The sequence below is a fragment of the Bacillus cereus group sp. RP37 genome (assembly GCF_040459695.1).
In the GTDB taxonomy this organism is placed as follows: domain Bacteria; phylum Bacillota; class Bacilli; order Bacillales; family Bacillaceae_G; genus Bacillus_A.
The window spans coordinates 5182248-5203638 of sequence record NZ_JARVHP010000001.1; the positions used below are offsets into that span (position 1 = coordinate 5182248).

Genomic DNA, 21391 nt, shown 5'->3' on the forward strand with positions numbered 1-21391 from the left:
GTGTAATTTTCCTGTAAGCTAATTCGATAGTGACTCTCCGCAATATTTCATACAATTAAGTCAGAAACAGGGCAACAATTACTCGAAAAGGAGCGGATTCATATGATGAACACAATGAAAATAAACAATTTCTTCAATACAATGGGCATGGTATTTTCCGCTCTTATCGATGCAAAAGCTGTTGCTTCTACATTAAACAAGTAAGGAGAATGCATGATGAATAACATCACTTTTAACAAATTAGATTTTGTAGGATTAGCTAGTGGCTCGATTCTTCTTACTGCTTTTATTTACGCCGCTACGCTTGTATAAATTTTGTGTCCCCTTTCCCCTTTATTATAAATAGTAATAGAAAAGACGACCGTCTATGCCCGGTCGTCTTTTCTTACTTTTGATGTGATTGCAAAGTTTCCTTTAGCTCCTCAAACTTCTCATTTAATTGATCTGTCATCATTTTCATAGCTGTTTTTCGATCTATTTGTTCTCCGGCATCAATTTGAATTGGATCACCAAAAACTAATTGCGCTTTTTTCCCTTTTATCAATTCTTTTACACTTGATGGACCAATATAAGCTGCCGGTACTAACGGAACGTTAGAACGCAGCGCAATCGTAACAGCTCCAGCTTTTAATGAAACGTCTTCTGTTGATCTCGTCCCACTCGGAAAAATCCCTACTACTTTTCCTTCTTTTAATAGGCGTGATGGAATTTTAAGTGTACTCGGTCCTGGATTCGCACGATCTACAGGGAATGCATTCACATTTTTAAAGAACCAATTTTTGAACTTCCCTTCAAATAACTCTTTTTTTGCCATGTAATGAATTTGGGTCGGGTACATCCCTGTAGCTAACATTAATACATCCATAAAACTTGTATGTGTACATGCAACAACATATGGGCCACCTTCTGGTAACTTTTCTCTTCCTTGCACTTCTACTTTCCCAGCTGTTTTAAATATATATTTCAACAAAAATGTAATTGGTTTATACATTTGTTTCGTTCCTTTCTGAATATCCGAATTATAATCATTCTCTTACAACGATTATAACACTAAGTTTTAGGAGTTGGTAATAATTTTAAGTATTAATTGTTACATTTCAATTCTTACAAAAGTGTAATTTTCTTGTAAGCTAATTCGATAGTTACTTCCCAAAATATTTCATACAATTAAGTCAGAAAGAAACAACAACTATTCGAAAAGGAGCGGATCAATATGATGAACACGATGAAAACGAATAATTTTTTAAATACAATGGGCATGGTATTTTCCGCTCTAATCGATGCAAAAGCTGTTGCTTCTACATTAAACAAGTAAGGAGAATGTATCATGAATAACATCACTTTTAACAAATTAGATTTTTTAGGATTAGCTAGCGGCTCTCTTCTTCTTACTGCTTTTATTTACGCTGCTACGCTTGTATAACTTTGTGTCCCCTTTCCCCTTTATATAGAAAAAGACGACCGTCTATGCCCGGTCGTCTTTTTACATTTTTCTTTCTTTCAATTCTTTTAAAAGCTGTATCATCTCAGCTTGTTGTTTTATCTTTTTACGACCATTTCGGTTAATTGCTGCAAGCTCGCAGGCAACTCCGACGGCGAAGAAAAACAATAAACTTTCTAACATGTGAAATCCTCCAATTGCCTATTAAACAGCTTGGCGTAATTGCTCTTCTTGTAAAATCTTCTTATTTATATTTTCTTCTTTTCTCTGACAAACGTTATTGCGAATAAGTGCCGCAATAACAAGTAAAGTTCCTACAATATCAAACATCGTTATTTGATATCCTTGCATCATCATAATCATTAAAGTCGTAATCGGTACAAAGTTAATAAATAAAATCCCATTAATAGATGATAAAATTTTCACACCATAGTTCCAAGCGAGTAACGCTACGATACCTGGTAATGTCATCATAAACAATAAATCATATTTCACAATAGAAATCGTTCCCACACTCGGAACCGATACGTATCCAAGCGATGTAATAATTACAGTTATAATCCCTGTGACAGTCGTACCGAATACACACGTCAACGTAGAATAACGTAATGTTGACCAATCGCTACACGTTTGACCACCCATCGTATAAATAACCCAACCTACAACACCAACAAATATAAAGGCCAGTGAAAACATGTTATCTTTCAATGTTAAAAAGAAACTCACATCACCTTTCGTAATAACGAATACAGCTCCTACAAAAGCGATAATCATGCTCGTTATCATATACTTTTTCGGTTTTACATGCTTATATCCCCATAGAATACAAATAGAAATCATCGGCATAAGTGCTTCCATAATAGAAGCTACCATCACGCCTGATTTCCCCATTAACATTTGACCTAAAAATATAAGTACATTATATACAGTAAACGCCATCGTTCCGAAAAAGACGAGTAACTTTCCTCTTCCCTCTAAACGAAATGCCTGTTTTCCTTCTTTCATTAACAACAATACAATAAGTACGATCGCCACCGCTCCATAGCGAATGAGCGAAAAATAAAATGGATCTATGTATTCTAGCGCATGATCAGCAACCGGAAACATTGCCCCCCATGACATACTTGCAATTAAACATGCTAAAGCCCCTATTATCATTTGACCTTTTCTCAACACAATTCCCCCGCTTCTTTCTATTTGCACAAAGAGAATTGTAAAAGAAAAAATATATCACGTAAAATGATTCAAAATGATGTTAACTATCACTTATAATGATAGTTAACATCAAGGAGGATCATACTATGGAATTAAGAGACTTACAAATCTTCCAAAGCGTTGCCGACCGCGGTAGTGTAACCGGTGCAGCAAAGGAATTAAACTACGTACAATCAAATGTAACTGCACGTATTAAACAACTGGAAAACGAGCTGAAAACACCGCTCTTTTATCGTCATAAAAGAGGCATGACTTTAACAGCTGAAGGAAGAAAAATGCTCGTTTATGTTAATAAAATTTTGCAAGATGTTGATGAGCTAAAACAAGTATTTTTAGATAGTGAAACACCCTCTGGCATATTAAAAATCGGTACTGTCGAAACAGTAAGTACATTACCTACCATTTTATCTTCTTACTATAAAAGCTATCCGAACGTCGATTTATCATTACAAGCGGGTCTAACAGAAGAATTAATTAGACAAGTACTTGATCATCAATTAGATGGTGCCTTTATATCAGGTCCTATTAAACATCCACTAATCGAACAATACGATGTTAGTACAGAAAAATTAATGCTTATAACACAGAATAAAGCTTTTCATATAGAAGAATTTACAACAACACCCCTACTCGTTTTTAACCAAGGATGTGGATACCGTTCCAAACTAGAACGATGGCTGAAAGACGAAGGTTTGCTACCAAAAAGAATTATGGAATTTAATATATTAGAGACAATATTAAACAGTGTTGCACTCGGCCTTGGGATTACACTCGTACCCCAGTCTGCTGTCCATCATCTTTCTAAAGCAGGTAAAGTGCATTGTCATGCAATCCCTGAAAAATATGGTAGTATTTCAACGGTTTTCATACGTCGTAAAGATAGCTATATGACGAATTCAATGCGCAGCTTTTTAAAAACAATTGAAGAGCATCATCATATCAACATGCTTTAAAGGACATTCTTACGCGAATGTCTTTTTTTCTTACAAAAGTGTAAGCCTTCCGTAAGCTAATTCGATAGTTGTAACCGATCATATTTCCTATAATTAAGACATAAAGCAGGGCAACAACAATTCGAAAAGGAGCGGATACGCATGATGAACAAAATGAAATCAAACAAATTTTTAAATACAATGGGCATGGTGCTATCCGCACTTGTCGATGCAAAAGCTATTGCAACTACATTAAACAAATAAGGAGAGATTATAATGAACAACATTACTTTCAACAAATCAGACTTTTTAGGACTTGCAAGTGGAGCGACTCTTCTTACAGCTTTCATTTACACACTTGCTCAAGGTCTTGTTTAACACTTTGTTTCCCCAAACCCCTTTATATATAGAAAAAGCTGCTCGTCTTATAGACAAGCAGCTTTTTAGTTTATCCCGCTTTAATGGGCAGTAAGACCCCCACCTCAAAATTCAGCGAAAGCAAAGAAGTTTGGTGGGGGATCAACTGCCCATAAAAGTCCGATTGGTTCAACTAATAATCAGTGGGGGATGAAGAAAACCCCCACTGATTAAAGTTTCACTTTATTTCATATATAATTTGACCTGTTTTCGTCATATCGTATCCGCCAATTGCTTTTAATTCATTATGAAATTCTTCCGATTGTAGAATGTCTTTCACGACTTCAATCAGCTCTTCATTTTCTTTATTCTTCAAAATCACTAAATCATACTGTTCTTTCATGATTGGAATAAAATCTACATTTACAATTTGCGAAAATTTTTCTGAACCTACTCCCACATCAGCTTTTCCATTCGCGACTTGCGTGGCAACACCAAGATGATTTGATTCTTCCCATTCATATCCACTAATACGTTCTTTATTTAACTTTTGAATTCGCAATTGTTCATCGACTAACACCCTAATGCCAGAACCTTTTTCTCGATTTACAAATCGTATAGACGATTGAGATAAATCAGCCCATGTTTTTATATTTTTTGGATTCCCCTTTTGCACATAAAACCCAACGTTCCTTGCTAATAAATTAATCATAATACATGGTTGTCCAACTAAAATACGTTTTACATACGGAACATTATATGTATCCGTTTCTCCATCAAACAAATGCAAGCTAACGATACTTCCTTCTCCTTGATACATCTTTACTAAACTCGTTAAACTACCTTGATATGCCCGTAATATATTTGAACTTGGCAGGCGATTTTCTATACGTTTTGCCAGCATATCTAATGTTAGTTCTTGCCCGCTAATAATACATGTACCCAAGCCTCTACTATCTTCGCTCTTTACAGGAGTACCTTGTATTTTCCCCGTTTTCATTTGCTTAATATATTGTTCTAAATCTTCTGCATCAATGCGCATCTGTCTACCAACTCTATAAGAAGGAAGTTCTCCTTTTTTAATTAAGTCGTATACAGTTAATTTCGATACTTTTAATCGCTTTGCTACTTCTTCCGTTGTGTAGGAATGATGATCCATAGACGATTCCTCACTTTCTTTCTTCATTGTAACAAAGAAAAGAATATTTCTCCTATATTTTAAAAACAACTACATCGTTCAAATTATATTCAATTATAACTAGTTATATTTAGTTATATTTAGTTATAATTGAATATGTCAAAACGAAAGGGGATTTTTTTATGAATAAGTTTACATTACGATCCATCGGGGCACTTATACTTTCTTTTCTTCTTATATTTAGTGTTGCATGTACAAGCGGAGAGAAGAAAGAGAAATCAACTGCCAAAGAAGGAAAAACAGTCGAACTTACTATATCAGCAGCTGCAAGCTTACAAGATGCATTAAAAGAAATTGAAACAAAATATAAAGAAAAAGAACCTACTATTAAACTTTCTTTTAACTTCGGCGCTTCTGGTGCACTTCAACAACAAATTGAACAAGGTGCACCTGCTGATTTATTCTTCTCAGCAGCTGAAGATAAATTCCAAACTCTTGTTAAAAAAGGATTCATTAATGAAAAAGAAGGGAAAAATCTTCTTGGAAATGAGCTCGTTCTAGTCGTCCCAAAAGATAGTTCTCTTACAAAAATTCAAGATTTAAAAGATGAAAAAATTAAGAAAATCGCACTTGGTACACCTGAATCTGTACCTGCGGGAAAATACGCAAAGGCTTCTCTCACCCATGAAAATCTATGGAATGACATTCAAAATAAAATCGTATTTACAAAAGATGTTCGCCAAGTGTTAACATATGTAGAAACAGGTAATGTCGATGCTGGTATTGTATATAAAACAGATGCTCTCATTTCAGACAAAGTAAAGATTGGTGAAACAGCAGCAGCGACTTCTCATGAACCAATCCACTATCCTTTAGGTATTATAAAGGAATCTAAGCATAAGAAAGAGGCGACTTCATTTTATGAGTATTTGCAGTCAAAAGATGCACAATCTATCTTTAAGAAATATGGATTTACAGTCCTATCATAATTGCCATGAGCTTTGATGTTATTTTGTCACCAATCTTTCTATCTTTACGAGTAGCTGCATGTGCCACCATTATCGTTACAATTTTAGGAACGATTATCGGACGAGCACTAGCACGCTCCTCATGGAGATATAAAGTAATATTAGAAACTATTTTCTTATTACCAATGGTACTTCCGCCAACTGTAATCGGCTTTTTTCTCATTATCATTTTTGGAAATAACAGTCCCATTGGAACGTGGATAGAATCAATATTTCAGCAGTCTATTATGTTCACATCTACTGCTGCTATCATTGCTTCTACAGTTGTTGCATTTCCGCTTATGTACCAATCAGCAAAAACAGGATTTTCTATCGCGAATGTACAAATTGAAGAAAGTGCTCGTGACCTTGGTGCAAGTGAATATCAAGTTTTTCTACACGTCACACTTCCGCTTGCATTTCCTGCCTTACTAAGCGGAATGATTTTGAGCTTTGTTCGTGCGCTCGGTGAGTTTGGTGCTACACTCATGTTTGCTGGGAACATTCCTGGTAAAACACAGACGATCCCAACTGCAATTTACATGGCAATTGATGCAAGTAATATGCAGCTCGCCTGGACACTAGTAGTTATCACTATTAGTATGTCCCTCCTATTTTTGCTATGTATTCAGCTTATTAATAAAAGAATCACTAACTCTTAAAGCAGCTTTTTTTGAAGCTGCTTTTTTTATTTCTTAGGAAATAAAATATACCATCGGGAAATAACTGAATTTTACCTTTTATTTAAATATACATTTTATTTGAATTCACTTTCTAAAATAGGCAATTTCCTGTTATTATATGGAGGTGTTTCAAAAAATGAAGAAATGAAAACGCATTTATATCGTAAGTTCTTCATCCTGTTTTAGCGATCGGTAATCTTCTACTCTATTAGTGGGGCATTACCGATCGTTAGAACGATATGTAATTATATTGGTATAGAAAACCGAAGGGAGTCTTGTAATGGACATTTTATTAGCGCTTCTTCCTGCAATTGCATGGGGAAACATCTTATTAGTAAGCGTAAAAATGGGCGGTGGTGCATATAGCCAAACGGTAGGTATGACAATCGGCGCTCTATTCTTCGCAACAATTATGTATGTATTTACTCAACCGGCTTTAACAATGACAATCTTGATTGTTGGTTTTATTTCAGGTTTATTCTGGGCTTTAGGACAAGTAAACCAATTAAAAACAGTTGAAAAGTTAGGTGTTTCTACTACTGTAACGATTTCTACTGGTATGCAACTTGTTGCAACTTCTATCTTTGGGGTTATCGCTTTCCGTGAGTGGACTACTACTACTACAATCATTATGGGAACGATTGCAATCCTATTAATCGTAGTTGGTGTTGTATTCACATCACTAGATGACAAAGAAAATGCTCAGCCACCAGGACAATTGAAAAAAGGACTTCTTACTTTAATTGTTTCTACTTTCGGCTACCTTGTATATGTAATTATCATTCGTTGGTATAATATCGATGGTTGGTCTGCTATTTTACCACAAGCAGTTGGTATGTTTGTTGGTGCGGTTGTACTGACATCTAAACATAAGCCATTTAACAAATATGCAATCCGTAATGCTTTATCTGGTTTACTATGGGGAACAGGAAACTTATTCTTACTTCTTTCATTACCACGTGTTGGAGTGGCAACAAGCTTCCCATTATCTCAAACTGGAATCGTTATCTCAACATTCGGTGCGATTGTCTTCTTAGGTGAAAAGAAAACAAAACGTCAATTGATCTTTATTGCACTAGGTAGTGTTTTAATTATCGGCGGCGCTGTATTACTTGGTATGACAAAAGCATAAACTTATAGTCTATTAATCCCTGAAGCAATTATGCTTCAGGGATTTTTTATTACAACTATTTTTTAAATATAATAATATTTATAACCTTATTTGCATTAACCCTCCTCCCTCCATTTTCATCCTTTTCACGATAAGTCTTTTCTTTTTACAAAATTCTCTTAAAAATGGTATCGTTTTTTATAACATATCTCCACTAGAAAGGAATAAAGGATATGCTAACTAAACATCGAATTTTATTTATTGGTGCTGGTCGTATGGCAGAAGCTATATTTTCCGGATTACTTAAAACAAGCAAAGAATACATCGAAGAAATTATCGTTTCTAACCGTAGCAACGTAGAAAAGCTAGAACAATTAAAAGGGTGCTATAATGTGTCTATTACAACAGATTGGAAGCAGCATGTTACATCTGTTAATACGATTGTTTTAGCAATGCCGCCTTCTGCACATGAAGAATTATTAGCAGAGTTATCTCCGTTACTATCAAATCAACTTGTCGTAACGGTAGCTGCTGGCATTGGCCCATCTTATTTAGAAGCTAGACTACCTAAGGACACGCCTGTTGCTTGGATTATGCCAAATACAGCTGCTGAAATTGGGAAGTCAATCTCCTTATATACAATGGGACAATCAGTAACCGAGATGCATCAAGAAACCCTGCAACTGCTTTTAAGAGGCATTGGTACTTCGCAACTTTGCACTGAAGAGGAAGTTCATCAGCTTACTGCAGTTACTGGAAGTGCACCAGCTTTCCTTTATTACTTTGCTGAAAGCTTGATTGAAGCAACAAAAAGTTATGGAGTCGATGAAGCAACCGCAAAACACCTTGTCATTCAAATGATTTCTGGCTCTGCTTCTATGCTTGAACAAACGCAAAATCCGGCTAACCTCCGCGAACAAGTAACAACGCCAGGTGGTTCCACAGCTGAAGGTCTCAAAACTTTATATGAGTATAATTTTTCAGAGGCAATTCAAAAAGCAGTAGAAGCAACAAACAAAAAAGCTAGGGGGAAATAATATGAGTTTAACAAGTTTAAAAGACTATACAACATTACATAACGGTGTAAAAATGCCTTGGTTCGGTTTAGGTGTTTTTAAAGTAGAAGATGGTTCAGAAGTAATTGATTCTGTAAAAGCAGCAATTAAAAATGGCTACCGCAGCATCGACACTGCAGCAATCTATCAAAATGAAGAAGGCGTTGGACAAGCGATTCGTGAATCAGGTGTTTCACGTGAAGAATTATTTATTACATCAAAAGTATGGAATAGCGATCAAGGATATGAAACAACACTCCAAGCATTTGAAACTACATTAGAAAAATTAGGTCTAGAATATTTAGATTTATATTTAGTACATTGGCCTGTAAAAGGGAAATATACTGAATCATGGAAAGCATTAGAAAAGCTTTATAAAGATGGCCGTGTTCGCGCTATCGGTGTGAGTAATTTCCACATTCACCACTTACAAGACGTATTTGAAATTGCTGAAATTAAGCCAATGGTCAACCAAGTGGAATACCACCCACGTTTAGCACAAGAAGAATTACATGCTTTCTGTAAAGAACATAACATTCAGCTTGAAGCTTGGTCGCCATTAATGCAAGGACAGCTACTGGATAACCCAACATTACAAGACATTGCTACAAAATATAATAAATCAACTGCACAAATTATTTTACGCTGGGATCTACAAAACGAAGTTGTAACAATCCCTAAATCTATTAAAGAACATCGCATTATTGAAAATGCAAATATATTCGATTTTGAATTAAGTGCTGATGACATGAAAGCAATTCAAGCTCTAAATGAAGATCGTCGCGTTGGTCCAGATCCAGATAACTTTAACTTCTAGTAGAAAAACCACTGCCATATGCAGTGGTTTTTACGTTAAATAAAACTGAAAATTTAAACTATATTCCATCCGGTTGACACTTCATTATCCAAGGTGTAAGATTTTGAATTATCAAAGAAACACAAAAATTAATAAAATTTATTCGTTTACTCATTGTATCAAGAGAGGTGGAGGGACTGGCCCTTTGAAACCTCGGCAGCAGGTTCATTTTGAATACTGTGCCACTTCCTGCAAGCTTTGTGCTTGAAAGATAGAATGAGGGACTTCGTTTATATACGGGTGCATAACTTGTACGTAAAAATCCCTCTTTCTCAATACGAAAAGAGGGATTTTTTATTTTTCATTTCCCTCATCATCATCCAAACTTAATTATTTAGGAGGAAAATCAAATGAAAAAGAAGTTTGTACCCGGTATCGCATCAGTTGTAGGAGTAAGTATTTTATTAACTGGTTGCGGTAGTTATAAAAACGAAGCAAGCGGAGCAAATGCAAAAGGCGAGGCACCTAGTAAACAGGTTTTAAACTTATCTTCACCTACTGAAATACGAACAATGGATACAGCTCGTGCTACAGATACTGATTCTGGTCAAGTGATGAGAAACGTATTTGAAGGCTTGTATAATCTTGGTGAAGGTAACAAACCTGTCCCTGGTGTTGCAAAATCTCATGAAGTAAGTGGCGATAAAACGAAATACACATTCCATTTACGAGATTCAAAATGGTCAAACGGTACGCCTGTTACCGCGAAAGATTTCGTCTTCGCTTGGCAAAGAGCTGTCGATCCAGCAACAGCCTCTGAATATGCATTTTTATTCTTTGATATTAAAAACGCAACAAAAATTAACAACAAAGAACTTCCAGCCGACCAACTTGGTGTAAAAGCAATTGATGACCATACGTTTGAGGTAGAATTAGAGCGTCCTGTTCCGTATTTTATTAGCTTAACAGCGTTCCCAACATTTCTACCAATTAACGAGGAATTCTTTAAAGCACAAGGTGATAAGTACGCTTTAGAAGATAATGCAATCTTGTACAATGGAGCTTTTACACTAAGCGATTGGAAGCATGAACAAAGCTTTAAATTCAAGAAAAACCCTAGCTATTGGGATAAAGATACTGTCAAACTAGAAGAAATCAATTTTAACGTCGTAAAAGAAAAATCTACAGAAGTAAATTTATTCGAATCTAAACAATTAGACCGTATAAAACTAACATCTGACTTCGTTGATAAATATAAAAAAGATGCCAACTTTAAAGAACGCCCGAACGTAGGGGTCCAGTTTTTACGTATGAATCAACAAAACAAAGTACTTCAAAATGTTTCTGCACGCCAAGCAATCGATCAAACAATTGATCGAAAATCCTTTGTAAATACGTTATTAAATGATGGCTCTACACCAACCTTTAGTCTCGTGCCGAAAAACTTTACAAAGGGGCCTGACGGAACAGACTTCCGTACTGCAAACGGGGATTTAACAAAAATCAATACAAAATCTGCACAAGAATTGTGGAAGAAGGCAAAACAAGAGCTTGGTTCTGAAAAGATCACATTAGAATTATTAACAAGTGATGGTGACCTTGAGAAGAAAACTGGCGAGTTCTTAAAAGGGCAACTAGAAAAGAATTTAGACGGATTAACAGTAAATGTAAAACCACAACCGCGTAAACAACAAGTTTCACTTTTATTAAAAGGTGACTACGAAATCGGAATTGACGGCTGGAGCCCTGATTTTGCGGATCCAATTACATTCCTTGAACTATTTACAACGAATAACCCTTACAACTTAGATCATTACTCTAATAAGGAGTTCGATGAAACAATAGCAAAAGTGAAAACAACTTTAGCTGGTGATGAAAAAGCTCGCTGGGAAGCATTACTGGCATCCGAGAAAATATTATTTAAAGACTCTGTTATCGCTCCTCTTTACCAAAAAGGTGAATCTTATTTAGAACGTTCTTATGTGAAAGGAATTGTGCAAGTAGACTTTGCAGGTCAATTAAACTTCAAATGGGCACAAATTGAAAAATAAAAGGCAACCTGAATTGAAGTTTTTCTACCCATACCAATTGTTTTATTGGAAAAATGTATCAAAAGCGGATTTCTCATTAGGAGAAAATCCGCTTTTTCAATATATTATTTTTAAAAAATAATACTCCATTTTTTATTATTGACATATAGTTCTTTCCAGTGTTAATATTCTAAATAATCAAAGAAACTAAATATTTAACCATCAAAATATAATGTCTTCTACGTTGAAACATATAACGATAGATTATAGTTCAACATGTATATACATATAGAACACCTGATGACCTACATGCACATTTTTATAATAGGTTTTCTCTTCTTCTATAGTTACACTTCAAGACATGGACATTATGACGTTACAAACAACACATTTAGGGAGGAACGAACAATGAAGAAAAAAGTTGTACCTGTTGTTGCATCTGTTTTAGGGGCAAGTCTATTACTAACTGCTTGCGGGGGAAATAAAGATAATGCAAGCGGAGCGAAAGCAAATGATAAAGCACCTGATAAACAGGCCATTAACTTATCATTCGCTTCAGAAATTCCAACAATGGATGTTGCAAAAGCAACGGATGGTGAATCCATGAACGTAATGCGAAATGTTTTTGAAGGTTTATATGCAATGGGAGAAGATAATAAACCGATTCCGGGTGTTGCTGAGTCGGTTGACGTTAGTCCCGATAAAACAAAATATACATTCCACCTGCGTGATTCAAAATGGTCAAACGGTACTCCTGTTACAGCAAAAGATTTCGTCTTCGCTTGGCAACGTGCCGTAAATCCTGATACCGCAGCTGAATATGCATTCTTATTCTTCGATATAAAGAATGCGAAACAAATAAACCAAAAACAATTACCGGTTGATCAATTAGGTATTAAAGCTCTTGATGACAAAACTTTAGAAGTACAACTAGATCGTCCTGTTCCCTACTTCTTAAACTTAACGACATTCTCAACATTCTTACCAATTAATGAAGAGTACTTAAAATCTCAAGGTGATAAATACGGTTTAGAAACAAATCATTTAATTTACAACGGTGCTTTCACATTAGATAACTGGAAACATGAACAAAGCTTCCAATTGAAAAAGAATCCTAACTATTGGGATGCTAAAACGGTAAAATTAGAAGAAATCAACTTCAATGTCGTTAAGGATAAATCTACAGAAGTTAACTTATATGATTCAGGACAAATTGATCGTGTTGCTTTGAATGCGGAGTTTGTTGATAAATATAAGAGCGATCCAAACTTCAAAGAACGAGCTGAAGTTGGCATTCAATTTTTACGACTCAATCAAAAAAATGAAACATTAAAAAATCAACATGCACGCCTTGCTATTAACGGCGCAATGAATAAAAAGGCATACGTAGAAACAATTTTAAATAACGGCGCTGTTCCAGCTGAAGGAATGGTTCCTGCGAAATTCGCAAAGAGTCCAGAAGGCAATGACTTCCGTAAAGAAAATGGAAATCTAGTCAAAGATGATGTGAAAACAGCGAAAGAAAACTGGAAAAAAGCGAAGCAAGAACTTGGTACTGACAAAGTAACAATCGAACTATTAACTAGTGATAATGCTTTAGCTAAAAAGACTGGTGAATATTTAAAAGGTGAACTAGAAAAGAACTTAGATGGCTTAACAGTGAATTTAAAACCACAACCACGTAAACAACAGTTAAAACTACTATTAAGTGGTGATTATGAAATCGGAATCGATGGCTGGGGCCCTGACTTCGCTGATCCAATTACATTCTTAGATTTATTTACAACAGATAGTGCTTACAACTTCGATAAATACTCTAATAAAGAGTATGATGAGCTAATTCATAAAGTAAAAACAGATTTAGCCGGTGATGAAAAAGCACGCTGGGAAGCAATGAAGCAAGCTGAAAAAATCCTATTACAAGACGGTGCTGTCGCTCCTTTATACCAACAAGGTCGTTCTTACTTACAACGCGGATTTATTAAAGGACTTGTAACAACTGACTTCGGCGGTGAGTTTAACTACAAGTGGACAGAAGTTGCAAAATAATAAAGTAAAAAAGGTATCCCAAGAAGGATACCTTTTTATTTTATGCTTCTTTAACTACAGAGCTTCTTCTTCCCTTTACCATTCCTTTTATCGCTAAAGTCATCACTGCTACTGATTGTGTAACCAATACAATAACTAATAATGAAATAATATTTCTCTCTAAACTAACTCCTCCGAATATTATTGTATAATAGCCATTTGCTGCATATGTTGCGGGAAATAATTCGTCGATTGTTTGATATGTTTTAGAAAGCATCTCATGTGGTACGATTACACCCGAACTTACAAGTTGTAACGATAGTGAAATTATATTAAAGATCATACCTGCATTTCCGAAAACAGTTATGAACATTTGTGTTAATGAAAGAAAAGCGAAGAAGACTATTGTCAATAATCCTCTTCCCCTTCTTTTTGCATTGAACTAAAACTCATCATAAATATAAATAAAAACATCAAATATATTTTCCACGTCAAAGAAGGTATATGCCCTGACCAAAGATAGCTAATCAAATAGTTAATCCCCATAATACAAGAAGATACTACTAAACTAATGCTTATTAGTTTTACATATTTGAACATACCTTTTCTCCTTACTTTTCTATCTCTTCAAATTGCAGATTTACCGGCTCTTCTAGGAGTGTTTCATAAAAGTTTTCAGCCAAATCTGTTGAAGGAATTTTTCCATCCACTTCATCAAATCGAATACTATCTAGCCACACACAACCTTCTCCTGATAATAAAACACCAAATGCAATACCAAGTGCTTCTTCTTTTATATCTAATACAACCGAGTACGATTGCCAGTTATTCGTATTTTTAATTGGACGATTTTGCATGTTATCCATAGCGAGCGGTTCTGTATCTTTTCCGTCTACTCGCATCCACAATCCTGCCCAATCTCTTACGTTTTCACTCTTAACAAATGCTGTAAAACGTAATCTCTTTCCTACATATTTATCCGCTCGGAACATTTGCATTAATGTTGAAAATCCTCCGTGCGTAACATTCTCTTTTGCTTTTATGTATGCAGATACTTTCCCTTGATGGACAACTTCATAATCTAAACCCATCTCATATTCAGCAGGATGACTTCCACTTAAGATCCATCCTTTCGGTATACCTTTTTGCATTGAAACACCCTCTCTTTCTATATAAAATGATTGGAAATACTTTCGATATTTCTTTGGTGGCAATTGGAACATTCTTTTAAAAGCTCTCGTAAATGCCTCTTGTGAGGAAAAACCGTATTGCACTGCAATATCAATAACTGCTCTCTCAGTTGACACTAAAACCTGCGCAGCATGAGTTAACCTTCTCTTTCGAATATAATCCGTGACACTCATCCCAATATAACTTTGAAAAATACGATGAAAATGGTACATCGATACTGCAATGTGAGATGCCACTTTTTCTGTTGTAAGCTCCTCATGTAAATGCTCCTCTATATATTCAATTGCTTTTTTCATCATCTCTTTATATTCTTCATGCATTTTAGTACCCCCTCACAACTTCAATTTACCATATACATACAAATTATTTTTGATTTAAATTGCGGATTAGCCCTTGTAGCTACAGAATAATAATTTATTTTTAGCACATACATAATTACATGTTTTTGGGAAAAACTTGTATAGAACGAATTTACATAAGGAGGAATTTATAATGAGAATTTTACTATCAGTTTTATTAGCTCTTATGCTAGTACCTGCATTAACAGGATGTAAAGCTCCTGCAAAAGAAGACACAACTTCTAATAAAAAGACTACAGAAGAGGCGAAGAATGAAGCTCCTGCTGATTTAAAACTAAACTTCAATGAATTCGATTTAAAGGCAGACTACCAAGATACAAAGAAAGACTACGAAGCAGACTATAAAAACGTAGCAGCTGATAAAAAAATGGAAGCAAAAATTGAAGATCATAAAGCAGATGTAAAATTAACAGGAGACGAGGCTATCACAAAATTAAGCCCACTTCTAAAAGAATTAAAATTTGATAAAGATACTCCTGACCAAGAAGTAATCGATCAAATAGTGAACGTGTTCAAACTTGATAAAGACTACCAAAAATTCGATTTAGAAGTTGTCTTCTCTGATGGAACGAAAAAAGAATATAAAAGAGAAATAAAATAAAGAAGTAGGCGGTTGCCTACTTCTTTATTTTTGCATATCTTAAATCTGGCTTAGATCCAACATAATATTGCAGTCCAGATACTGATTCTTTTTGTAAATAGGAATCAGAAGGGAATATAACCGGAATTAATGGTGAATCTGTAAACATAATATCTTCTGCTTTATGCAGTAAGTCAAAGCGCTTATCTTCATCTTGTTCAACTTCTGCTTCTTTTACTAAAGCATCAAATTCTTTATTATGCCATTTTGCATAGTTATTCGGACCATCACCTGCATATAGATCTAGTTTAGTAATTGGATCTAATAGAGAGCCGCCCCATCCCATATAAGCTAATTGGAAATCACTTTGCTTATATGTGTCGATGTAACTCTTCCACTCTTTATTTTCTAATTTAATATCTACGCCTAGATTTTTCTTAAACATTTCTTGCATTGCTTCTGCTACTTTTTTATGTTGTGTATCTGTAGTGAATTTTAATGTTACTTCAGGTAATGTAGACCAGCCTTGTTCTTTCATACCTTCTTCTAGTAATTTTTTCGCTTCTGCTGGATCAAATTTAACGTAACCACCTTTTTCTTTACGGAAATCACGGCCACTTTGTGTTTTTGCTCCTTCTGGAACGAATGCATTTGCTTCTTGTGCATTGTTTTTATAGAGTTTTTCCACGATAAACTTGCGATCAACTGCTAATGAGAATGCTTTACGTACTTTCGCATTTGTGAATGGCTCTTTTTCTACGTTAAACGAATAAATATAAGATGAAAATCCTGCAACACGCTTATATTCTTTATTTCCTTTTTCTTTCTCAATCATCTCTTGTGGTAAACCACTTAGTAAATCTAATTCTTTTGATTTGTATAATTGGTACGCTGTTTTAGAGTCTGGAATAATACGAAACTCAATTTCTTTTAATGTTACCTTTTTATCATAGTATTCTTTATTTTTTTGTACTGTAATTGCTTGGTTATGCTTCCATTCTTTTAACGTGAATGGTCCGTTCGTAATTAACTCTTTTGGATCTGTTTTTAATTTATTATTATCATCAATTGATTTTTTAGATAATGGAATAAATAATGAACTTGCTAATTTTTGTTTAATAGAAGACACTGGGTGCTCTAGTGTTACCTTTAATGTTTGAGGATCAACAACTTGAATACCCACTTGGCCTTCTTCACCTTTTCCAGTATTATATGCCTCTGCACCTTTAATAAAATACATTTCTGTCGCATTCATAGAACCTGTTTTTGGATTTAATAATCGCTTCCATGCAAATTCAAAGTCATTTGCTGTAATAGCAGAACCATCTGACCATTTAATATCTTTCTTTAAATGAATTGTATATTCAGTTCCATCAGTATTGACTTCTTCTTTCTCTGCTAATTCATTTTGATATTTCCCATCACTATCTTGCGTATATAAACTTGAGAATAAATGTCCAATTACATAACCTGACGTGCTATCTGTTGCAATAGCGGAATCAAGTGTATATGGATCGCTACCAATATTCGTTACTAATCGATCTCCTCCTCCCTTACCAGCACTTGCCTTTTGCGTCTCTTTCTTACCGCAAGCGACAGAAGTAATTGCTAAAACGGTCATAATGACAAACAGTAAAAACTTCTTCATCTTACATTCCCCTTTACCCTGAAATTTTTGGTGTTGATGCTAATAATGTTTTTGTATAAGAATGTTGTGGATTACGAAATACTTCATCCGTATCTCCAAATTCAACAAGTTCTCCTTTATATAAGACAGCCACTTTTTCACATAAATAGTGAACCATCGGTAAATCATGCGCGATAAATAAATATGTATAGCCTTGTTTCTTTTGAATCTTTTGCAGCAAGTGCACAATTTGGATTTGAAGTGAAACATCTAATGCTGAAATTGGTTCATCCAGAATCAATACTTCTGGCTCACATAATAAAGCTCTTGCAATAGCAATACGTTGACGTTGCCCTCCGCTAAATTCATGCGGGTAACGATCAATATATCGTCTATCTAACCCAACACGCTCTAGCGCATCACCCGCGACTTTATCTTTCAATCCTTTATCGCCTAAACCAAATGAAATATAGCCTTCTGTTACGCTATCGCGTACTTTCCAGCGCGGATTTAATGCCGCTGTGGAATCTTGAAAAATGAACTGCACTTTCTGTAAGAAATCACGCTTATGAGCTGCCTTCAACTTGTGAACAACTTGACCGTTATAATCAATTTCACCAGACGTTGGTTTCTCGATCCCAGCTATAAGCTTACCGAGTGTTGTTTTTCCAGAACCGCTTTCTCCAATAATGCCAAGCGTTGTTCCTTTCGGGATAGAAAGAGATATATCTTTTAAAGCTGTGATTTCTTTGTTTTTACTTCCATACGTTTTCTTTACTTGCTTTACCGTAATTAAATCTGTCGTCATGAAGCATTCACCTTCTCTTTTGATTTCGCTTGGTTATGCTCTAGAACATGCTGCCAACAATGAGAACTATGCTCCTCAGAATATGTTGTTCTCTCTGGGAAGCGATGAATGCATTCTTTTATTGCTACTGGGCAACGATTAACAAAGGGACAACCAAAGCTATTTAATGTTTCAATGGAAGGTGTCGTTCCTTCTATTGCACGTAATACTTTTTCTGAATCATCCATATTCGGAATTGCTTGTAATAAGCTTTTCGTATATGGATGTTTAGGAGAACCTATTACTTCCTGTATCGTCCCTTTTTCAACAACACGTCCACCGTACATAACTACCACCCGGTCAGCTACTTCACGTACAAGCGCCAAGTCGTGTGTGATTAATAAAATGCTCGTATTTTGTTTTTCTTTCCGCTCTTTTAATAATCCCATAATTTGTTTTTGAATCGTTACATCTAACGCTGTTGTTGGCTCGTCTGCAATAACAAGCTTTGGATGACAAGCAAACGCAATTGCTAAACAAATACGTTGCCTCATACCGCCACTTAATTGATGTGGGTACTGTTCAAAACGTTTCTCTGCTTCATGTATTCCTAAATCATTTAATAGGTTAATTGCAATTTTTTTTGCCTCTTTTTTCGATTTCTTTTCGTGTTGCAAAATCACTTCTGTAATTTGCCTTCCCACCTTCATCGTCGGATTTAAAGATGAAAGCGGATCTTGAAAGATAAAGGAAATATCTTTCCCGCGAATTTGATTCCATTCTGATTCTTGTAAATTCGTTAATTCCTTTGATTGGAAAGATACATTTCCACCATCGATACGAATGGATTCTTGATTTAAGCCGATAATAGATTGCCCTGTAACGCTTTTTCCTGAACCACTCTCCCCTACCAATGCCACTATTTCACCTTTGTTAATAGAAAAGGAAACATGTTTCACAATCGCTTGCTTACTATTCTCTTTTTCAACGGCTAACGTTACGTTTTCTAAAGATAAGAGCTGTCCCATGTTTTTTCTCCTTTCGATTCCGTTTTACGATTTTCGGATCAATTGCATCTTGCAAACCATCACCAATAGCATTAAATGCGAACATGATGAGTGCAATCATGATTGCCGGGAAGAATAGCTGCCACCACTCTCCGCTTAGTAATGTCCCAAGTGCATCGTTCGTCATCGTTCCCCAACTCGCTGCTGGCGATTGCACTCCAAGGCCAATAAAGCTTAAAAATGATTCTGAGAAAATAGCTGCTGGAATTGTAAATGACAAATTCACGATAATAATGCCTGTTAAGTTTGGAATTAAATGTCCATATATAATTTTCATATGCGATGTACCTAATCGCTCTGCTGCAATAACAAACTCTCTTTGTTTTAAAGACAAGACTTGAGCTCGAATGAGACGAGCCATTCCAATCCACCCTGTTAATGCAAGGGCGATAATGATGGTAAAAAGACCTGGTTTCATAACGATTAATAGTAAAATAACAATTAATAAATATGGGATACCATATAATACTTCAATCCCTCTTATAATCCACTCATCAATTAACGTTCCAAGGCGATTGCGCCCTCTCACATATCCACTAAATCCACCGATCAGTACACCTAGCCCTATATCAAGAGCTGCTGCTACCAATCCAACTGTTAGCGAAATTTTCCCGCCAGCCCATGTACGTGCCCATATGTCTCTACCTAAATCATCTGTTCCGAACCAATGTTCACTACTAGGCGGTAAGTTTGTTGCCTCTTTTACTTGCTCACTCGCAGTAAATGGCGTTAAACTTTCACCAATAAGAGAGAATACAATAATTAGTAATAACGTCACTGACCCTAAAACTGCGATTGGATTCGATACAAACTTACGAAGTACTTCCTTTTTTCGGCTAATCGTTTGCTGCTCTTTATTTATCGTTAATTCTTTTTTCTCTTCATTCGTTAATAACTGTTTATTAATTTCATAAGCTCCCATTTAAATATCCCCCCTCCTTACGTAATAGAACGAATGCGCGGATCAACAATACGATGAATGATATCTGTAATAAAAATACATACAATCAATAGCGCACTATAGAAAATGGTTGTTCCCATAATTACCGGATAATCTCGATTAAAAATACTATCTACGAAATATTTTCCTAAACCAGGAATGGAAAATATTTTTTCAATAACGAAAGTCCCTGTTAAAAGCCCAGCCATTAACGGTCCAACAAATGTAAGTACTGGAACAATTGCATTCCGAAGAGCGTGTCTTATAATAATCTTCTTAATTGGTATACCTTTCGCTCTTGCTAGCTTAATATAATCACTCTGCAAAACTTCGATCATATTAGAACGAACAAACCTTGTAATAACCGCGATTGGCCCTAACGCTAATGCAAAGGATGGCAACACCGTATGCTCGAATGTGCCCCAAGACGCTACTGGTAAGAGCTCAAATTGAATAGCGAATACTTGTATAAATAGTGGTGCTAAAATAAAACTTGGAATAGATATGCCGAGAATCGCAAGTAAACTCACACCATAATCAATTACTCTCCCGTGATAGAGAGCAGCAAATGTACCTGCTGCAATTCCGACTAATAATGAAATAACAAGTGCTTGTAAACCAATAATCGCTGATGGACCAAATCCTGTCGTTATAATTTCTGATACGCCTTGCCCCGTCGATTGAACGGATTCACCAAAATCAAAATGAACTACGCCGTCTAGATACGCAACATATTGATTCCATAACGGTTCATCAAGATGATACTTTGCTCTCATATTTTGTATCACTTCTTCAGGAAAGATTTTCGCATCCGATGAAAATGGATCGCCTGGAATAATATGCATAATTAGAAATGTCACTGTCGTAATAACCCATAGTGTGAATACCATAACCGATAATTTTTTAATTACATACACTTCAATAACCCCCTAAACACATAAATTTACTTAGTTTTATTAACGTATTTTCCCCATTACTCCCTTTTCTCTTTTTAGAATACAAAAAGCCTTGATCTTAAAAAAATAAGATCAAGGCTTAATAAACAAA

Annotated in this window: 24 protein-coding genes and 1 riboswitch; of the genes, 12 read left to right on the top strand and 12 right to left on the bottom strand. The window is 35.4% G+C overall.

Features of this window, described 5'->3' with window-relative positions; genetic code table 11:
* Positions 1–216 precede the first annotated feature (216 nt).
* A complete protein-coding gene (locus tag QCI44_RS27180; protein WP_080118129.1) occupies positions 217–312 on the top strand; it encodes a DUF3948 family protein in 96 nt (31 codons plus the stop codon).
* Positions 313–385: 73 nt separating this feature from the next.
* On the opposite strand, the gene QCI44_RS27185 is transcribed toward QCI44_RS27180, so the two are convergent.
* Positions 386–991 carry a lysophospholipid acyltransferase family protein gene (locus QCI44_RS27185; RefSeq protein WP_016089620.1) on the bottom strand — a complete coding sequence of 202 codons (606 nt, stop codon included), beginning with the start codon at positions 989–991 and terminating at the stop codon, positions 386–388.
* Positions 992–1327: 336 nt separating this feature from the next.
* Here QCI44_RS27185 and QCI44_RS27190 point away from each other — a divergent pair, with 336 nt between their 5' ends.
* On the top strand, positions 1328–1423 hold the full coding sequence (locus tag QCI44_RS27190) for a DUF3948 family protein (RefSeq protein ID WP_001060007.1): 96 nt from the start codon (positions 1328–1330) through the stop codon (positions 1421–1423).
* A 60-nt stretch (positions 1424–1483) separates the two neighbouring features.
* On the opposite strand, the gene QCI44_RS27195 is transcribed toward QCI44_RS27190, so the two are convergent.
* Both QCI44_RS27195 and QCI44_RS27200 read right to left on the bottom strand, forming a co-directional pair.
* On the bottom strand, positions 1484–1624 hold the full coding sequence (locus tag QCI44_RS27195; protein WP_000894068.1) for a YrzO family protein: 141 nt from the start codon (positions 1622–1624) through the stop codon (positions 1484–1486).
* 21 nt (positions 1625–1645) lie between these two features.
* Positions 1646–2614 carry a DMT family transporter gene (locus QCI44_RS27200; RefSeq protein ID WP_033659609.1) on the bottom strand — a complete coding sequence of 323 codons (969 nt, stop codon included), beginning with the start codon at positions 2612–2614 and terminating at the stop codon, positions 1646–1648.
* A gap of 128 nt (positions 2615–2742) precedes the next feature.
* On the opposite strand from QCI44_RS27200, the gene QCI44_RS27205 reads away from it, so the two are divergent.
* Together QCI44_RS27205 and QCI44_RS27210 are read left to right on the top strand one after the other, a co-directional pair.
* Positions 2743–3609, top strand: coding sequence for a LysR family transcriptional regulator (locus QCI44_RS27205; protein WP_016089622.1), 867 nt, complete (start codon positions 2743–2745; stop codon positions 3607–3609).
* A 255-nt stretch (positions 3610–3864) separates the two neighbouring features.
* Positions 3865–3966 carry a DUF3948 family protein gene (locus tag QCI44_RS27210; protein ID WP_016089624.1) on the top strand — a complete coding sequence of 34 codons (102 nt, stop codon included), beginning with the start codon at positions 3865–3867 and terminating at the stop codon, positions 3964–3966.
* Positions 3967–4183: 217 nt separating this feature from the next.
* On the opposite strand, the gene QCI44_RS27215 is transcribed toward QCI44_RS27210, so the two are convergent.
* On the bottom strand, positions 4184–5131 hold the full coding sequence (locus tag QCI44_RS27215; protein ID WP_080118132.1) for a helix-turn-helix transcriptional regulator: 948 nt from the start codon (positions 5129–5131) through the stop codon (positions 4184–4186).
* Positions 5132–5265: 134 nt separating this feature from the next.
* On the opposite strand from QCI44_RS27215, the gene modA reads away from it, so the two are divergent.
* The 7 genes from modA (at position 5266) to QCI44_RS27250 (ending at position 13814) form a co-directional block, all read left to right on the top strand.
* A complete protein-coding gene (gene modA / locus QCI44_RS27220; protein ID WP_016089626.1) occupies positions 5266–6072 on the top strand; it encodes a molybdate ABC transporter substrate-binding protein in 807 nt (268 codons plus the stop codon).
* 5 nt (positions 6073–6077) lie between these two features.
* A complete protein-coding gene (gene modB, locus QCI44_RS27225; RefSeq protein WP_016089627.1) occupies positions 6078–6752 on the top strand; it encodes a molybdate ABC transporter permease subunit in 675 nt (224 codons plus the stop codon).
* 301 nt (positions 6753–7053) lie between these two features.
* A complete protein-coding gene (locus QCI44_RS27230) occupies positions 7054–7905 on the top strand; it encodes a GRP family sugar transporter (protein WP_016089628.1) in 852 nt (283 codons plus the stop codon).
* Between the two features lie 212 nt (positions 7906–8117).
* Positions 8118–8921 carry a pyrroline-5-carboxylate reductase gene (gene proC, locus QCI44_RS27235; RefSeq protein ID WP_016089629.1) on the top strand — a complete coding sequence of 268 codons (804 nt, stop codon included), beginning with the start codon at positions 8118–8120 and terminating at the stop codon, positions 8919–8921.
* Position 8922: 1 nt separating this feature from the next.
* Positions 8923–9756: an aldo/keto reductase gene (locus tag QCI44_RS27240; protein ID WP_016089630.1), complete on the top strand. Its 834-nt coding sequence runs from the start codon at positions 8923–8925 to the stop codon at positions 9754–9756.
* Between the two features lie 152 nt (positions 9757–9908).
* Positions 9909–10013: riboswitch (SAM riboswitch) on the top strand.
* Between the two features lie 132 nt (positions 10014–10145).
* Positions 10146–11786: a peptide ABC transporter substrate-binding protein gene (locus QCI44_RS27245; protein ID WP_016089631.1), complete on the top strand. Its 1641-nt coding sequence runs from the start codon at positions 10146–10148 to the stop codon at positions 11784–11786.
* A gap of 387 nt (positions 11787–12173) precedes the next feature.
* The gene (locus QCI44_RS27250; protein ID WP_016133453.1) at positions 12174–13814 is read left to right on the top strand and encodes a peptide ABC transporter substrate-binding protein; all 1641 of its coding nucleotides are present in this window, start codon (positions 12174–12176) and stop codon (positions 13812–13814) included.
* 40 nt (positions 13815–13854) lie between these two features.
* Here the strand turns inward: QCI44_RS27250 and QCI44_RS27255 are convergent, their stop codons facing one another.
* From QCI44_RS27255 to QCI44_RS27265, 3 genes are read right to left on the bottom strand one after another with little or no spacing between them, the layout of a single operon-like run.
* The gene (locus QCI44_RS27255; RefSeq protein ID WP_016089633.1) at positions 13855–14205 is read right to left on the bottom strand and encodes an ABC-2 transporter permease; all 351 of its coding nucleotides are present in this window, start codon (positions 14203–14205) and stop codon (positions 13855–13857) included.
* Complete coding sequence (locus tag QCI44_RS27260; protein ID WP_016089634.1) at positions 14202–14393, bottom strand: hypothetical protein; 192 nt, start codon at positions 14391–14393, stop codon at positions 14202–14204. Before QCI44_RS27260 ends, QCI44_RS27255 begins: the two co-directional genes overlap by 4 nt.
* An 11-nt stretch (positions 14394–14404) precedes the next feature.
* Complete coding sequence (locus tag QCI44_RS27265; protein ID WP_016089635.1) at positions 14405–15304, bottom strand: helix-turn-helix transcriptional regulator; 900 nt, start codon at positions 15302–15304, stop codon at positions 14405–14407.
* Positions 15305–15476: 172 nt separating this feature from the next.
* Here QCI44_RS27265 and QCI44_RS27270 point away from each other — a divergent pair, with 172 nt between their 5' ends.
* On the top strand, positions 15477–15944 hold the full coding sequence (locus QCI44_RS27270) for a YusW family protein (protein WP_016133452.1): 468 nt from the start codon (positions 15477–15479) through the stop codon (positions 15942–15944).
* Between the two features lie 16 nt (positions 15945–15960).
* Here the strand turns inward: QCI44_RS27270 and QCI44_RS27275 are convergent, their stop codons facing one another.
* The 5 genes from QCI44_RS27275 to QCI44_RS27295 are packed head-to-tail and all read right to left on the bottom strand — an operon-like array spanning position 15961 to position 21261.
* A complete protein-coding gene (locus tag QCI44_RS27275) occupies positions 15961–17571 on the bottom strand; it encodes a peptide ABC transporter substrate-binding protein (protein WP_016089637.1) in 1611 nt (536 codons plus the stop codon).
* A gap of 13 nt (positions 17572–17584) precedes the next feature.
* On the bottom strand, positions 17585–18358 hold the full coding sequence (locus tag QCI44_RS27280; RefSeq protein WP_088083162.1) for an ABC transporter ATP-binding protein: 774 nt from the start codon (positions 18356–18358) through the stop codon (positions 17585–17587).
* Positions 18355–19365, bottom strand: coding sequence for an ABC transporter ATP-binding protein (locus QCI44_RS27285; protein WP_353811512.1), 1011 nt, complete (start codon positions 19363–19365; stop codon positions 18355–18357). Before QCI44_RS27285 ends, QCI44_RS27280 begins: the two co-directional genes overlap by 4 nt.
* On the bottom strand, positions 19322–20326 hold the full coding sequence (locus tag QCI44_RS27290) for an ABC transporter permease (RefSeq protein WP_016089640.1): 1005 nt from the start codon (positions 20324–20326) through the stop codon (positions 19322–19324). The genes QCI44_RS27285 and QCI44_RS27290 overlap by 44 nt, the downstream gene beginning before the upstream one ends.
* Before the next feature lie 17 nt (positions 20327–20343).
* A complete protein-coding gene (locus tag QCI44_RS27295) occupies positions 20344–21261 on the bottom strand; it encodes an ABC transporter permease (RefSeq protein WP_016089641.1) in 918 nt (305 codons plus the stop codon).
* Positions 21262–21391 lie beyond the last annotated feature (130 nt).